The sequence below is a fragment of the Arminella tubonensis genome, assembly GCF_003240585.1.
In the GTDB taxonomy this organism is placed as follows: domain Bacteria; phylum Pseudomonadota; class Alphaproteobacteria; order Rhizobiales; family Rhizobiaceae; genus Rhizobium; species Rhizobium tubonense.
Genome location: NZ_PCDP01000026.1, coordinates 47,973 through 62,987, shown reverse-complemented (window position 1 = coordinate 62,987; position 15,015 = coordinate 47,973). Strand labels below are relative to the sequence as shown.

Sequence of the window (15,015 nt, the reverse complement as noted above, 5' to 3'; positions counted from 1 at the left end):
CTCTCGGAGCAAAACAGCGACCAATCCGCCTTGTTCTTGATAAAAAACAGAAATTTCGGACTTGCCTCGATCGCTCTCCGCGCATAGCCCGAAATGCTGAATTGTTTTCAGCCGCGTCTTCCTCCTAAAATCGCCGGAAAAGCCGTCAGAAGCCGACTCAGGGCCACGCTCCTGCCTGTATCAAGAGTGATGTTTTTAACACAGTGTAAAACCATCGGTTCGACGTCGGGATAAGTTGCATTGCAGCATAAAATGCAATGTGCTAATTCAAGTAAGATCAAAAATAGCAAAAACACTATATAAAGGGCAAGGGAAGCACCTTTCAATTTAGACTTGTGATAAATATTTGTCAGGATTGGAAGTACATGCTGGACGCATCCTCTACGGAAGCCACGAAAAACCGGAAGATACTGTCCGTGTCCAGGATATTTGGATATGTTTTCGCCATTATGCTTATGACGATTATGGCGATGGCGATGATTCCAAACCAATTCTTCATCGTGTCCACAAAAGCAGTCATTAATGCCCCCGTGCAACTCATAGCCGCGCCGATCTATGGCCGCGTCGACAAGATATCGCTTCAGGTCGGCCAGGTGGTGAACCCCGGCGACGTCACGGCGACGGTTTCCAATCCGAACCAGGATCAGACGTCGCTGACGGGTCTCCGCCTCGAAAAGCTGGATCTTGCGGAAAAGCTCAACAATCAGACCGCCGTTCTTGATCAGCGCAAGGCACAGCTCGCAACTGTGGTGTCGCAGATCGAGGACGTGAAGAAGGGCGTGCTGAGCGAATTGACGGCCGTGATCGAAAACGCGCAGTCGAACGTCCAGTCCTATCAGGCAAAGCTCAGTGAGCAGGATGCCCTGCTGCTGCGTCAGACGACCATGGTCAAGAAGGGCATGATGTCCGAGATGAGCGTCGAGCCGCAGCGGCAGAAACGCAATGCGGCGCAGTACGACCTCGATTCCGCAAACGGCGAGGTACGCCGCAACCAGATAGTCCGCAACCTGGTGGAAAAAAATATCTATACCGGCGGCCCCGTTGCCGGGAACCTGCTGACCCTCGAGATGCAGCGCACGAAAATCGCCGGCGACATCGACGAGGACCAGATCGAGATCAATCAGATGACAGTCCGCCAGGGACAGGTAGACAATCTGATCGCCCGCGAGGAGGGCCGGCTCGGAAACACCGGCGCTGCCAACGTCGTTGCCCAGCAGCACGGACAGGTCGTGAGTGTCGACGCCTCCTATGGCGATTTCCTGGTGCAGGGTCAGCCCGTTGCGCGCTCGCTGGACTGCACGGAAGCCTTTGCTGCTGCCGTCTACGAGAGCCGCGACGTGTCGGAGCTGGAAATAGGCACCCCGGCGATGATCAACTTCCGAAGTCTCGGCATCAAGCGCGCGGCCCACATTACCAAGATCGTCCGCTATTTCAGCTCCGGCACGCAGAACCGCTACTTCGAAAAATTTCCCAAGGCCGAGGGCAACGAAGTCTACGTGCTCCTCAAGCTGGATGACAAGGCACCGGCCTTGGACACGGCAACCAAGCAGAGCGACGACAAGTTCTTCGGCTGCCATGTTGGCGAGGAAGTGATCGTATCGCTGGGCGAATCGATCGTCTCGAAACTGATGCGCTATTCCAAGGAAGCCGTTGCGGAATTGACGCCGTCGTCCGCAACGCGGCTTTCCGCATCCACGATCTTCGACAAAGTGACGGGGCAAAAAAGCCCGCTTGTGCTGAAAACCGTTGATCGTTGATACCGGGCCAAGTTCATGCGTACCGAAAGGTTGTGTCCGATGTTGAGCCGTCCGCCGAGATCATCAGCCGATCAGCACCGTCACGAAGGATCGATCTTTGGCCGCGCCGTCTTGGCTGGATGGGCAGTGCTTCTTGCTGCTCTCTTCCCTGCCGCCGTCTTTGCAACCGATACCGCTGAGGGCGGTGTGCGCCAGGTGCTCGCCTGTGCGATTTGCGAAGGTCTTGTCAACGACATGAGTGGCGCGCCGACACAGCCGTTTTTCTTCCGCAGTTTCGAGCCCGCCAATGGGGGGTCGGCACTTCATCCGGCTTTGGAAAACACCGGCTTCACCTACGACAATGCCTTGGCGATGATGACGTTGTATGGCTGCAATCGCAAGGATGAGGCGCGCCGCGTTGCCGATGCTCTGGTGCTCGCCGTGGAAACCGATCGGCACTACCATGACGGCCGGTTGCGCAATGCTTACCGGTCTGGGGCCGTCACGGTCGATAAGCAGGGCATCCTGCTGCCGGGCTATTGGAGCACTGCAAGCAATTCCTGGGTCGAGGATGGCTATCAGGTCGGCTCGGCCACCGGTAGCACCGCCTGGGGGGCGCTGGCTTTGCTGATGGCCTATGAGGAAACCAATCAGAAAGCCTATCTCGATGCCGCCGGCAAGATCATGGACTGGATCCATAAGAATACCTTCGATCAGAAGGGAAAGGGATATTTCGGCGGTTTCTTCGGCCATGAGCCGACGCCGGACCGGATGACCTGGAAATCGACCGAGCACAATCTCGACGTCTACGCCGCCGACGCCTGGCTGGCGCGTATCGACAAGGGCGGAGACTGGGGCCACTACGCCGACAGCGCCGAGGCTTTCGTCAAGAGCATGTGGGACAATGGCGAAGGGCGCTTCTATATCGGCACGCTGCCGGACACCTCCTCTCCGAACGCCGGGATGTCCGGCCTCGATGCGGAACTCTGGCCGCTGATCGCGGTGCCGAGCCTGAAGGACAAGGCCGAGCGGACCCTTGCCTGGACCGAGGTCAATCACGGCGTTCCCGGCGGCTTCGACTTTAACAACGACCGCGACGGCATCTGGCTTGAAGGCACGGCCCAGGCCGCCCTCGTCTACCGCCTGACCGGCCATCCGGAAAAGGCCGAGCCGTTGTTCGAGACCATGAAAGAGCAACTGGCGCCCGACGGGCTGATCTACGCCACCGTCAACGAGCAGCTGACGACGGGCCTGCAGGTCGGACCGAACTCCACACCGGGCGATTTCAAGTATTACCGGCTCCCCCACGTGGGTGCGACCGGCTGGGCAGCGCTTGCTGCCCTCGACATCAATCCATTCGTCGGCCTGAAGGGTCGAACCGCAAGCGAGGATGATCCATGTCCCCAGAAATAGTAACCCTGTCCGATTCGATCCTCTTTTGCGCCGTCGCCATCCTCCTTATCCTGGCCTGCTCGTTTTTTCTCGATAGCCGCAAGGCTAGCGACCGCATCCTGTTCGGCACGATCCTCATCGTGATGTTGCTGAACTATCTGTTCTTTCGTGCGACCCGTACGCTGCCGGAGCTTGACGGTAGCGCCTATTCGATCTGGCCGCGCATTTATATCGGCTTCGAGACGATCATCATTTTCTACACGATCTTGTCGATCGTCTTCTTCTTCCGCCGCACTGATCACAGCGGCAAGGCGGACGAAAGCGAGCGCATGATCTGCGAGATGGAAACCCAGCCTGCCGTCGACGTCTTCATCTGCACCTATAACGAAGAGCTACCGATCCTCGAGCGAACCATTCTCGCCGCCAAGGTCATCGATTATGACAATTTCACCGTCTGGGTTCTGGACGACGGTCGCCGCGACTGGCTGCGGCAATATTGCGAGGATGTTGGCGTAAGTTATCTCCGCCGCGACGACAACGCTGGCGCCAAGGGCGGCAACATCAACAATGCCCTGCGCCATTCCGCCGGCGCGAATGCACCCTATATCCTTATTCTCGATGCCGACTTCGCTCCACAGCGCTCCATCCTCAAGCGCACGATCGGCCAGTTCTCCGATCCGAACATCGGGCTGATCCAGACCCCGCAGTTCTACTATAACGCCGACCCGGTTCAGCATAATCTGCTCGCGAGCAAGGCCTGGGTCGACGATCAGCGCATTTTCTTCGACGTCATGCAGCCGTCGAAGGACGGTTGGGGCGCTGCGTTTTGTGTCGGCACCTCCTGTGTCGTCCGGCGTGACGCGCTGGAGCTGATCGGCGGCATGCCGCAGGAAACTGTCACCGAAGACATCCATCTCACCTATCGGTTGATGCAGAAGGGTCTGCGCACACGTTGGCTGAACGAGCGCCTCAGCGTAGGCCTGTCTGCCGAAACGCTCTCCGGCTACATCACCCAGCGCTGCCGCTGGTGCCTCGGGACGATCCAGGTCGCCCTGCTCAGGGATGGCCCCTTCCTTGGCCGCGGCTACACCCTGATGCAGCGCCTGCACTATTTCCACGGCCTGCTGTTCTGGTTCTGCCGGCCGTTCATCCTGCTGCTGCTCGCGGCACCGATCCTTTACTATTTCATGGGGCTCCCCGCGATCCTAATGGAGCCGGAGGCGTTCTTCATGTACGCGCTGCCGATGGTCGGCGGCATGTGGGCCTTCCACTACTGGGTATCGGATCGACGAAGCCTGCCGCTTTTCACTGAGGTGTCGCAGATGGTCTCCGCCATCCCGATCACGGTCGCGATCTTTCACGCGATCCTGCGCCCCTTCGGACGGCCCTTTAAGGTCACCGCAAAGGGAGAAGACCGGAGCCAGGTCACGGTGCTCTATCCACTGGCGATTATCTTCCTTTCCATCATCGTTCTTACCTTTGTCGGCATGCTGAACGGCCCGCTGCTCAACACCTATCACGACCTCGATGGCTTCAGTGTCGCCTGGGGCATGGTGGTGATGATCTATGCCTTTGTCTCGATGCTCGTCTGCATCGAGCTGCCGCGTATCCCGCTCGACGATATCCGCTTCCCGTTGGCGCTTCGCACCCGCGTCGGCTACGGCAGCAGCGCCACCTCGTGCATGGTCGAGGAGATCTCCGTCCATGACGCGCGAATGGTGATCCCCGAAGTGCGCGTTGCCAAGCTCGTCGATCCCGGTGATCTGCTGATCTTCAGCCCCTTCCAGGATCTCGATGTCGTCGGCCGCGTGACGGCAGCAGACCATATCCGCCAGCGCTTCACCCTCTCGATCGTCGCGCTCAAGGACAGGCGCAACGGCGGGGAGATCAGGAAGACGCCCGACGCCGTGCGCGAGACTATGATCGAACGCCTGTTCAGCGAAATGCCGGAAGCGATGCCCGCACAGGCCCACCCACGCGCAGCGCTCGCCGGCCTGATGCACCGCATGTTCGGCAGTCCGGACGGCCTGATGATCGACGGCGAGAATGTCGTGGAAGCGTCGCCGCAGGTCGAGGCTCCGACGCGTACCGCAGAGATCATACCGTTGGTGACGGATGCACCGCGCCGTCGGTGGAGGCGCGCAGGTCAGGCCGCCGGCGCACCGGCATGGAGCGCATCGTAGGCAGGGAAATTATTAGCTCTGGCCATCTGCATCCTCTGAGGTCTAGCATCGGGCCTGACCTCGACTCATTCCGATTAGAGCATGACCAGACAGCGCCGCCGTCGCCTCATCAGGATCCGCCGAAAAACGACTGGGCTCCTTCTCGTCGGATCCATCTCTTTCATTGCAGGCATGACCGATGCGGTCGGGCTAGTGCTGAGTGGTGATTTCGTTTCCTTCATGACGGGAAACACGACCCGTGCCGCCATCTCGCTCGCAGGTGGCGATCTTCGTCATGGTTTGGTGCTGCTGCTCGCAATCCTTACCTTCGTCGGTGGCAATGCGCTCGGCATTGTTCTTGCTCACGCCGCACCTCGCCGCACCTTCGTCGTGCTATCCAGCGTCAGTATCCTGCTCGCCGTCGCCTCGATGTTTTCCTCGCCCGATATGCTGCTGGTGCAGTTTTACCTCATCGTGCTCGCAATGGGCATGGTCAACGCGACGGTGGAGCATATCGAGGGTCTGCCGATCGGTCTGACCTATGTGACAGGCGCACTCTCGCGCTTCGGACGCGGCATCGGTCGCTTCCTGATCGGCGACCGCGACATCGCCTGGACGATCCAGATCGTACCGTGGATCGGCATGCTGGCCGGCGCCGTTCTCGGAGCGGTGCTGGTACACATATTCGCCGCGGAGGCGCTCCGGTTTGTATCGATGATAACGCTGCTGGTCGCGATCGCCACCATTTTCATTCCGCGCCCGCTGCAGCACCGTTTCAACCACCGCATAGCGATCGCCGCGCCGGTTGAGAAAAACGCAAAATAGCTGTTGTTTGTCTGGCATTGAAATCTGCTAGGAGAGTGGAAACGCAACCGGAGACAATCGCTTGTTCCTGATCTCGAAACTCGTCTGGATTCTCGGCCAGCCGCTTTCCCTCGCCTTTTTCTTTGTTGCGATTGGCCTCCTGGCGGCTCTATTGGGCTGGCGGTGGTCCGGCATCCTCGCCTCAGCGATTTCAACCGCTATCCTTTTCGTCGCGCTCTTCACCTCGGCCGGGGCATATCTGGTGCAGGGGCTGGAGGATCGATTTCCGAAGCCATCGGGCGACCCGGCCGATCTCAAATGCATGATCGTTCTCGGCGGCGCATTCGACACCGTCGTCACGACATCGCGCGGCGGCTATGATCTCGATGCAGCCGGGGACCGGTTTGTCGAGGCGTTGCGTCTGGCGCAGAAGTTTCCGCAATCGCGCATTCTGGTATCGGGAGGCGATGGCTCGATAACCGGGAATTACGAGGGTGATGCAGTCATATCGGAACGCATGTTTGCGGCCTTCGGCCTCGGCAAGGACCGCCTGATCGAGGACAAGGATTCGCGCACCACCTTCGAAAACGCGATCAATACGAAGGCCCTGCTTGCAAGCAACGGGCTGTCCAACTGCCTGTTGATCACGTCAGGCTTCCATATGCCGCGCTCGATGGGCATTTTCCGCAAGCTCGACATCCCAGTCGTGCCGTGGCCGGTGGACTACCGATCGAGCGGCAAGGAATATCTCCGCCTCGACGCCTCGCAGCCATCGCTGAATACGGGGCTGCTATCCACCGCGGTCAGGGAATGGATCGGTCTCGTCGGCTATTATTTCGCCGGCCGCACATCGGCGCTTTATCCAGCGCCGTAGGTCCCGATCGCTTCGGCTCGGTGGCTACTTCTTCGAGATCGTGACGAATTTGGTGCCGCGGACCCGCACCGTCATTTCGCATGGCTCGGTGTCGGTGCGGTCGCAAAAATGCGGATGCATCTTCATGACAAGCACCATGTTGCCGAAGCGCTGGATGAAATCGTAGCCGTAGATCCGTGCCGTCGCCACCATGAAGTAGCCGCCTTCGGCGACCTGAAGATAGAAGTTCCGCGGGCACCCTTCGTCGGTGCAGTCGGGACCTTTTTCGCCCTTGCAAGTGATCTCGCCTTCGTTGATGACAATGTCCTTCAGTCCGTCATTGTTGATGTCCTGCTCGGTGACGAACCCGTCGCCATAGCTCGCCTGCCCGCCGCAGCGCTTGTTGAAATGGTCTCTCTCGAAGGCGGCGGGGTCTGGCATCAGCGATTGCTGGGCCTGCGCGATGGTAGGCATGACCACAAGTGCGATCACGTTCAGGATCACGATCAATAGGGATTTCACAGTCGTTCCTCTTAAAGGTCGCGCAGCAAGATCGGCGACGGTCGAATTGGCATATTAGCCAGCGCCGCTTGCGCCGCCCTTGCCGCCGTGATCCATTCCGACGAATATTCCCTATATGCAGTCACCGGAGCAGCCGATGTCGCTACTTACGTTCTTGGACTACGCCGGTGTCGCAGTCTTTGCCGCGACCGGTGCGCTATCCGCGTCCCGCAAGCAGCTGGACCTCATCGGATATCTCTTCCTCGCCGCGGTCACCGGCATCGGCGGCGGCACGCTGAGGGATGTGGTGCTCGGTCGCGTCCCGGTCTTCTGGGTGGTGAACCCAACCTATATTCTTGTCTGCTGCGTGGTCGGCGCCATCGTCTTCTTCACGGCTCATCTATTCGAATCACGCTATCGGCTGCTGATCTGGCTCGATGCCATCGGCCTTTCCGCCTATTGCGTCATGGGCGCCGCCAAGGGCCTCGCCGCAACCGGCTCGCCGACGGTCGCGATCGTAACCGGAACGCTGACGGCGACCTTCGGTGGGATACTGCGCGATCTGCTGGCCAACGAGCCTTCGGTGCTGCTACGTCCGGAGATCTATGTCACGGCGGCGCTGGCGGGCGCCTGCGTCTTCACGCTGGCAAACGCGACGCCGATGCCGCTCTATGCCTCGTCGGCGCTGGGCGTGGCAGCGGCATTTGCTGTGCGGGGCGGTGCGCTATGGTTCGGATGGACATTCCCAAGCTACAAGCCAAGGGCTGGCAGGCATCCGGATGACGTGATGTAGCACCGAAGACCGATACTCAGCGCTCTTTACGACGAAGCCGGATCACGACGTCGACATGCGCGATTTCCATCCCCGGCGGCGGCTCGGGCAGGTTGTCGATCGTCAGATTGCTGATCGGAATGTCCAGAACCTCGTTTTGACCTTCAACGAAGAAGTGGTGATGGTCGGAAACATTGGTGTCAAAATATGTCCTGGCGCTCTCGACGGCTAGCACGCGGATCAGCCCCGCCTCGGTGAACTGATGCAGGGTGTTATAGACGGTCGCAAGCGACACCGGCACATTTGCGGCAACTGCCTCCTCGTGCAGTTCTTCGACGGTCAGATGCCTGTCACCCTTCGCAAACAGAAGATCGCCAAGCGCCACCCGCTGCCGGGTCGGCCTCAGGCCTGCCACGCGCAGCCTGGTCTCGATAGCGATATTGGCTTCAGCCGCCATTCAAAGGAGCTCCGGTTTGCCGTTGTCACGCAATTATTCAGGTGACCATATAACTTTTGCGCGCGAGGCTTTCAATAGTTTCGATGGGGACAAGAAGTGTCGATTGGCTGCAAAATAGGGCTATCTGTGCATTTGCCTCTGGCAGGAGCCTTGGCCTTCCTGTATGCGACCACCAAATAACACCGTAATGCTCGTTTAACGGATCGACAGAAAAACAGCACATTGCGCTTGCGCTTCATCTTCTGCCGGGGTTGAACTAGCTTCACCATCCATCGGCACTTTGCGGGGGAAACGGAACTTTTATGACGACGAAACCATCCAGCTTCACCTATGCGGAACTCCTTAGCTGCGCGCGCGGCGAACTGTTCGGGCCGGGCAATGCGCAACTGCCGTTGCCGCCGATGCTGATGGTCCATCGCATAACCGACATTTCCGAAACGGGCGGTGCTTTCGATAAGGGCTATATCCGCGCCGAATATGACGTGCGCCCGGACGACTGGTACTTCCCATGCCATTTTGCCGGCAATCCCATCATGCCCGGCTGCCTCGGCCTGGACGGCATGTGGCAGCTGACGGGCTTTTTCCTCGGCTGGCTCGGCGAACCGGGACGCGGCATGGCGCTTTCAACCGGCGAAGTGAAGTTCAAGGGCATGGTTCGTCCTGCCACGAAGCTCCTTGAGTATGGGATCGACTTCAAACGCGTGATGCGTGGCCGAATGGTACTCGGCATCGCCGATGGCTGGATGAAGGCCGATGGCGAGGAGATTTACCGGGCAACCGATCTGCGCGTTGGTCTGTCCAAGGACAAGGCTGAGTGAAGGCGGCTGGGGCGCTGCATGATATGTACTGCGCCCTCCGCATAGATTCGACAATAAGGAAAAGGTCCAACACATGAGACGGGTAGTTGTCACAGGTCTTGGTATTGTCTCTTCGATCGGGAACGATGCCACCGAAGTTACCGCCTCGCTGCGCGAAACCACATCCGGCATTTCTTTTTCGAAGGATTTCGCCGACCACGGTTTCAAGTGCCAGGTCTGGGGGCGCCCGTCGCTTGATCCGACGGAGCTCGTCGATCGCCGTGCGATGCGTTTCCTGTCTCAGGGCGGCGCCTGGAACCATGTCGCCATGAAGCAGGCGATCACCGATTCAGGCTTGGAAGAGGCTGATATCACCAGCGAGCGCACCGGCATCATCATGGGTTCGGGCGGCCCGTCGACCCGCACGATCATCGAGGCAGCCGAGATCACCGAGAAGAACAACAGCCCGAAGCGCATCGGCCCGTTTGCCGTGCCGAAGGCAATGTCCTCGACGGCGTCGGCCACCCTCGCCACCTGGTTCAAGATTCACGGCGTCAACTATTCTATTTCGTCTGCCTGCTCGACCTCGGCGCATTGCATCGGCAACGCGACTGAAATGATCCAGTGGGGCAAGCAGGACGTTATGTTCGCCGGCGGCCACGAAGATCTCGACTGGTCGATGTCGAACCTGTTCGACGCCATGGGTGCGATGTCGTCCAAGTACAACGATACGCCCGATACGGCATCGCGCGCCTACGACGTCAGCCGCGACGGCTTTGTCATCGCCGGCGGCGCTGGCGTGCTGGTTCTGGAAGAGCTGGAGCATGCCAAGGCTCGCGGGGCCAAGATCTACGCCGAGGTCGTCGGCTACGGCGCCACGTCAGATGGCTACGACATGGTTGCTCCGTCGGGCGAAGGCGCTGCACGCTGCATGCGGCAGGCGCTGGCGACCGTCGCAAATGAAATCGACTATATCAATACCCACGGCACCTCGACGCCGGTGGGAGACAGCAAGGAAATCGGCGCGATCCGCGAAGTGTTCGGAGCCAAGATCCCGCATATCCAGTCCACCAAGTCGCAGACGGGACATTCGCTCGGAGCGGCCGGCGTCCAGGAGTCAATCTATTCGATCCTGATGATGCAGGAACGCTTCATCGGCGAGAGCGCCCATATTGCCGAACTGGACCCGGAATTCGAAGGCGTGCCGATCGTGCGCAAGCGCATCGACAATCCCAAGATAGACACCGTTCTTTCCAACTCCTTCGGCTTCGGCGGCACCAACGCCACGCTCGTGTTCCAGCGCTACAACGGATAACCCAATGACCGGAATAATGGACGGCAAGCGCGGCCTCATCATGGGCGTCGCAAACAATCATTCCATCGCCTGGGGAATCGCAAAAGCGCTGGCGGCCCAAGGCGCGGAACTCGCCTTCACCTATCAGGGCGAGGCGCTTGGCAAGCGGGTCAAGCCGCTCGCGGCGGAAGTCGGTTCAGATTTCGTTCTGCCCTGCGACGTCGAGGACATCGCCTCGGTTGACGCGGCCATGGAGGAACTGCGAGCCCGCTGGGGCAAGTTGGACTTCCTGGTGCACGCGATCGGCTTTTCAGACAAGAACGAGCTGAAGGGCCTCTACGCCAACACCACGCGCGAGAATTTCACGCGTACGATGCTAATCTCGTGCTTCTCGTTCACCGAGGTTGCCAAGCGTGCAGCGAGCATGATGGACGAAAGCGGCAGCATCCTGACGCTGACTTACAACGGCTCGGCCCGTGTCATCCCGAACTACAATGTGATGGGTGTGGCCAAGGCGGCGCTGGAGGCCTCCGTGCGCTATCTCGCGGCTGACTACGGCCCGCGCGGCATTCGCGTCAACGCCATCTCGGCGGGTCCGATCCGCACGCTCGCCGGTGCCGGCATCTCGGACGCCCGCGCCATCCTGTCGTGGAACCAGCACAACGCACCGCTGCGCAAGACAGTGACCATCGACCACGTCGGCGGCTCCGCACTCTACCTTTTGTCGGATCTTTCCGCAGGCGTGACCGGCGAAATCCACCATGTGGACGCCGGCTACAACATCACGTCGATGCCGACGTTGGAAACCTTGACCCGCGCCGACGTCGAGTAAGACGAGCTGCTACAAAACAAAACGGACGCGAATTGTTTCAATTCGCGTCCGTTTTTCGTTCTGTCTCTCGATAGGCAGTCAGCTTCCGCGAACCTACTTCTTCGCCCAGAGCACCTTGAAGCGGGCGTTGCGGCAGGTCTCGCCATGCTCCTTGAAGTGTTCCGCCAAGACGGGCTCGTAAGGCAGTCCGCGATTTGCGACCAGCATAAGCCGGCCTCCGCCGCGAAGGGCCGAAGCGGCAGTCTTGATCAATGCAGCGCCAAGCGCCGGATCCGCGGCATGGCCCTCGTGGAACGGCGGGTTCATGATGACGAGGTCGTACTTGTCCCTGACAGGCTCGCCGGTCAGATCGTGCCAGAAGTAGCGGGCGCCGATCGACGGGCAGTTCCTTGCCATGTTAGCCTTGGCAGCCTCGAGCGACGCATGGTCGGCCTCGTACAGGTCTATGCGGCCAAGCTTCGGAGACTTCGCGGCCATCTCCACCGATAGGTAGCCCCAGCCGGCGCCGAAATCCGCCACGTCGCCGGTGAAGTCGGTCGGCAGGCGCGATGCCAGCAGTTCCGAACCGGCATCGACGCGATCAAACGAGAACATCCCGGCCTCGGCGACAAACCGGCCTTCGACATTCGCGGGCTTCTTTTCAAATTTCGCCAGCAATGGCGCGATTTCCTCCGGACGGCCGAACCAGAAAGCCACGCCATGATATTTCGGCATGTGCTCGACAGAGACGCCAAGCCCTTCGACACGCTTGCGCAACGGCTGAATGCCGTCTTCCTTGCCGCCTGCAACGACAATTAGACCACCAAGCTTAACGCGCGAAAGCGCCTCGGCTACGTTGCCCTCGTTCTCACCCTTGTGCTTGGTGCAGAGGATGAGTGCGCCGTCGTAGTCCTCGCCTTCGATCTCAGGTGTCGTCTCGATCCGCTGGGCCAGAAGGTGGCGATGTAGTGGGCGAAACCCCTGGACGGCATTGAGAGCGGCTCCAAAACCCTCAGGCAACGAAAAACCGGCCTCTGCGCCGAGAAAAAGAATGCGCTCGCCTTCACCTGGAACAGCGACGGTGCCGGAGGCGAAGGGATGGAACAGGGTCTTAAGCGCGTCGCGGCTCATGGCGTGATCTCGTCTTGCAGGGCAGATAGAAAAAGGGCGCGGAAGTTATTCCCGCGCCCCGGAAATGCAATGAAGGCGCGGCTTATTCGGCCGCTTCTTCCTTCTTCTTGTCGGCAGGAATTTCCTTGCCGGTTTCCTGGTCGACGACCTTCATGGAAAGGCGAACCTTGCCGCGCTCGTCGAAGCCGAGAAGCTTGACCCAGACCTTCTGGCCTTCCTTGACGACGTCGGTCGTCTTGGCGACACGGTCGGAAGCAAGCTGCGAGATGTGAACAAGGCCGTCGCGAGCGCCGAAGAAGTTGACGAACGCGCCGAAATCGGCGGTCTTCACAACGGTGCCTTCGTAAACCTGGTTGATTTCAGGTTCTGCAACGATCGAGTGGATCCACTTGCGGGCAGCTTCGATTTCCTTGCCGGAAGCAGAGGCGATCTTGACCGTGCCGTCGTCTTCGATGTTGATCTTGGCGCCCGTCTTCTCGACGATTTCGCGGATGACCTTGCCGCCGGAGCCGATGACTTCACGGATCTTGTCGACCGGGATGTTCATGACTTCGATGCGCGGTGCGAATTCGCCGAGCTGGCCGCGGCTTTCGGAGATCGCCTTGCCCATTTCGGTGAGAATGTGCAGACGGCCACCCTTTGCCTGGTTCAGCGCGACATTCATGATCTCTTCGGTGATGCCTTCGATCTTGATGTCCATCTGAAGCGCGGTGATACCGCCTTCGGTGCCGGCCACCTTGAAGTCCATGTCGCCGAGATGATCTTCGTCACCGAGGATGTCGGAAAGGACCGCGAAGCGGGCGTCTTCCTTGATCAGGCCCATGGCGATACCAGCAACAGGCTTCGAGAGCGGAACGCCGGCATCCATGAGGGCGAGCGAGGTGCCGCAGACGGTTGCCATCGACGAGGAGCCGTTGGATTCGGTGATCTCGGATACGACGCGCAGCGTGTAGGGGAACTGCTCTGCTGTCGGAAGCATCGGGCGGATAGCGCGCCATGCAAGCTTGCCGTGGCCGATTTCGCGGCGGCCCGGGGAGCCCATGCGGCCCGTTTCGCCGACCGAGTAGGGAGGGAAGTTGTAATGCAGAAGGAAGCGTTCCTTATACATGCCCGTCAGGCTGTCGACATACTGTTCGTCTTCGCCGGTACCGAGCGTGGCAACGACGATCGCCTGCGTTTCACCGCGGGTGAACAGAGCCGAACCGTGCGTGCGCGGCAGGACGCCGACTTCCGAGACGATCGGACGAACGGTCGACAGGTCGCGGCCGTCGATGCGGCTCTTGGTGTCGAGGATGTTCCAGCGAACGATCTTCGCCTGCAGGTGCTTGAAGACGGCGCCGATGACTTCGGCCGAGTACTTCGCTTCCTGGCCTTCCGGGAAGAAATGCGCCTTTACCTTCGCCTTGACGGCGTCGACGGCAGCGTAGCGCTCTGCCTTCTGGGTGTTCTTGTAGGCAACGCGCAGTTCGGCTTCAGCCATGCCGAGCATCTCTGCTTCAAGCGCGGAATAGTCTTCCGGGCTGAATTCGCGCGGTTCCTTGGCAGCCACTTCGGCAAGCTTGATGATCGCGTCGATGACGGGCTGGAAGCCACGGTGACCGAACATGACGGCGCCGAGCATGATCTCTTCCGAGAGCTCCTTCGCTTCCGATTCGACCATCAGGACGGCTTCCTGCGTCCCGGCGACGACGAGATCGAGCGAGCTCTCGTCCATTTCGTCGATATGCGGGTTGAGGACGTATTCGCCATTGATGTAGCCGACGCGTGCGCCACCGATCGGGCCCATGAAGGGGATGCCGGAAAGCGTCAGGGCAGCCGAAGTCGCGACCATCGCCAATACATCAGGGTCATTCTCAAGGTCGTGCTGGACGACGGTGACGACCACCTGGGTGTCGTTCTTGTAGCCTTCTGGGAAGAGCGGGCGGATCGGACGGTCGATCAGGCGGGAAACCAGGGTTTCCTTTTCGCTCGGACGGCCTTCGCGCTTGAAGTAGCCGCCAGGGATCTTGCCGGCTGCGTAGGTCTTTTCCTGGTAGTTGACGGTGAGCGGGAAGAAGTCCTGGCCGGCCTTCGGCGCCTTGGCCGAAACGACGGTAGCGAGAACGACGGTCTCGCCGTAAGTTGCCATGACGGCACCATCGGCCTGGCGGGCTATCTTGCCGGTTTCGAGCTTGAGCGGGCGGCCTGCCCACTCGATTTCAACTGTATGGACGTCGAACATTTATTTTATCCTTGCGTGATGCGGGAAGGCGCGCCGTCGCCGCTTTTCGGCAAGGCACATCTTACGACCGCATTGATGTGACGC

Annotated in this window: 13 protein-coding genes; 9 read left to right on the top strand and 4 right to left on the bottom strand. The window is 59.8% G+C overall.

Features of this window, described 5'->3' with window-relative positions; all coding sequences use genetic code 11:
• The first annotated feature begins 476 nt into the window (after window positions 1-476).
• The 5 genes from CPY51_RS07980 to CPY51_RS07960 all read left to right on the top strand — a co-directional run bounded on the left by CPY51_RS07980 (window position 477) and on the right by CPY51_RS07960 (window position 6,968).
• A complete protein-coding gene (locus CPY51_RS07980) occupies window positions 477-1,757 on the top strand; it encodes an HlyD family secretion protein (RefSeq protein WP_244598522.1) in 1,281 nt (426 codons plus the stop codon).
• Between the two features lie 126 nt (window positions 1,758-1,883).
• Window positions 1,884-3,149: a hypothetical protein gene (locus CPY51_RS07975; RefSeq protein ID WP_244598520.1), complete on the top strand. Its 1,266-nt coding sequence runs from the start codon at window positions 1,884-1,886 to the stop codon at window positions 3,147-3,149.
• The gene (locus CPY51_RS07970) at window positions 3,134-5,311 is read left to right on the top strand and encodes a glycosyltransferase family 2 protein (RefSeq protein ID WP_111159739.1); all 2,178 of its coding nucleotides are present in this window, start codon (window positions 3,134-3,136) and stop codon (window positions 5,309-5,311) included. The genes CPY51_RS07975 and CPY51_RS07970 overlap by 16 nt, the downstream gene beginning before the upstream one ends.
• 81 nt (window positions 5,312-5,392) lie before the next feature.
• On the top strand, window positions 5,393-6,115 hold the full coding sequence (locus CPY51_RS07965; protein WP_111159738.1) for a YoaK family protein: 723 nt from the start codon (window positions 5,393-5,395) through the stop codon (window positions 6,113-6,115).
• Window positions 6,116-6,176: 61 nt separating this feature from the next.
• Window positions 6,177-6,968: a YdcF family protein gene (locus CPY51_RS07960; protein ID WP_111159737.1), complete on the top strand. Its 792-nt coding sequence runs from the start codon at window positions 6,177-6,179 to the stop codon at window positions 6,966-6,968.
• 24 nt (window positions 6,969-6,992) lie between these two features.
• Here the strand turns inward: CPY51_RS07960 and CPY51_RS07955 are convergent, their stop codons facing one another.
• Window positions 6,993-7,469, bottom strand: coding sequence for a hypothetical protein (locus tag CPY51_RS07955; protein WP_111159736.1), 477 nt, complete (start codon window positions 7,467-7,469; stop codon window positions 6,993-6,995).
• Between the two features lie 136 nt (window positions 7,470-7,605).
• On the opposite strand from CPY51_RS07955, the gene CPY51_RS07950 reads away from it, so the two are divergent.
• Window positions 7,606-8,241 (top strand): trimeric intracellular cation channel family protein, encoded by a 636-nt coding sequence (locus tag CPY51_RS07950; protein ID WP_111159735.1) that lies wholly within the window; start codon window positions 7,606-7,608, stop codon window positions 8,239-8,241.
• 16 nt (window positions 8,242-8,257) lie between these two features.
• Here the strand turns inward: CPY51_RS07950 and irrA are convergent, their stop codons facing one another.
• A complete protein-coding gene (gene irrA / locus CPY51_RS07945) occupies window positions 8,258-8,677 on the bottom strand; it encodes an iron response transcriptional regulator IrrA (protein WP_111159734.1) in 420 nt (139 codons plus the stop codon).
• 302 nt (window positions 8,678-8,979) lie between these two features.
• Here irrA and fabA point away from each other — a divergent pair, with 302 nt between their 5' ends.
• The 3 genes from fabA to fabI all read left to right on the top strand — a co-directional run bounded on the left by fabA (window position 8,980) and on the right by fabI (window position 11,600).
• Window positions 8,980-9,495, top strand: coding sequence for a 3-hydroxyacyl-[acyl-carrier-protein] dehydratase FabA (gene fabA, locus CPY51_RS07940; protein ID WP_111159733.1), 516 nt, complete (start codon window positions 8,980-8,982; stop codon window positions 9,493-9,495).
• Window positions 9,496-9,568: 73 nt separating this feature from the next.
• A complete protein-coding gene (gene fabB / locus CPY51_RS07935; RefSeq protein WP_111159732.1) occupies window positions 9,569-10,789 on the top strand; it encodes a beta-ketoacyl-ACP synthase I in 1,221 nt (406 codons plus the stop codon).
• Between the two features lie 4 nt (window positions 10,790-10,793).
• Complete coding sequence (fabI, locus tag CPY51_RS07930) at window positions 10,794-11,600, top strand: enoyl-ACP reductase FabI (RefSeq protein ID WP_111159731.1); 807 nt, start codon at window positions 10,794-10,796, stop codon at window positions 11,598-11,600.
• A 93-nt stretch (window positions 11,601-11,693) separates the two neighbouring features.
• Here the strand turns inward: fabI and CPY51_RS07925 are convergent, their stop codons facing one another.
• Both CPY51_RS07925 and pnp read right to left on the bottom strand, forming a co-directional pair.
• The gene (locus tag CPY51_RS07925) at window positions 11,694-12,710 is read right to left on the bottom strand and encodes a class I SAM-dependent methyltransferase (RefSeq protein ID WP_111159730.1); all 1,017 of its coding nucleotides are present in this window, start codon (window positions 12,708-12,710) and stop codon (window positions 11,694-11,696) included.
• Window positions 12,711-12,792: 82 nt separating this feature from the next.
• Window positions 12,793-14,931 (bottom strand): polyribonucleotide nucleotidyltransferase, encoded by a 2,139-nt coding sequence (gene pnp, locus CPY51_RS07920; RefSeq protein WP_111159729.1) that lies wholly within the window; start codon window positions 14,929-14,931, stop codon window positions 12,793-12,795.
• Window positions 14,932-15,015: the final 84 nt, after the last annotated feature.

What these genes read in the sequence shown, in the direction of transcription:
- CPY51_RS07980 (WP_244598522.1), top strand. Translation starts at nt 477, where the DNA reads ATGATTCCAAACCAATTCTTCATCGTGTCCACAAAAGCAGTCATTAAT.
- CPY51_RS07970 (WP_111159739.1), top strand. Translation starts at nt 3,134, where the DNA reads ATGTCCCCAGAAATAGTAACCCTGTCCGATTCGATCCTCTTTTGCGCC.
- CPY51_RS07965 (WP_111159738.1), top strand. Translation starts at nt 5,393, where the DNA reads ATGACCAGACAGCGCCGCCGTCGCCTCATCAGGATCCGCCGAAAAACG.
- CPY51_RS07950 (WP_111159735.1), top strand. Translation starts at nt 7,606, where the DNA reads ATGTCGCTACTTACGTTCTTGGACTACGCCGGTGTCGCAGTCTTTGCC.
- irrA (WP_111159734.1), bottom strand. Translation starts at nt 8,677, where the DNA reads ATGGCGGCTGAAGCCAATATCGCTATCGAGACCAGGCTGCGCGTGGCA.
- fabA (WP_111159733.1), top strand. Translation starts at nt 8,980, where the DNA reads ATGACGACGAAACCATCCAGCTTCACCTATGCGGAACTCCTTAGCTGC.
- fabB (WP_111159732.1), top strand. Translation starts at nt 9,569, where the DNA reads ATGAGACGGGTAGTTGTCACAGGTCTTGGTATTGTCTCTTCGATCGGG.
- fabI (WP_111159731.1), top strand. Translation starts at nt 10,794, where the DNA reads ATGACCGGAATAATGGACGGCAAGCGCGGCCTCATCATGGGCGTCGCA.
- CPY51_RS07925 (WP_111159730.1), bottom strand. Translation starts at nt 12,710, where the DNA reads ATGAGCCGCGACGCGCTTAAGACCCTGTTCCATCCCTTCGCCTCCGGC.
- pnp (WP_111159729.1), bottom strand. Translation starts at nt 14,931, where the DNA reads ATGTTCGACGTCCATACAGTTGAAATCGAGTGGGCAGGCCGCCCGCTC.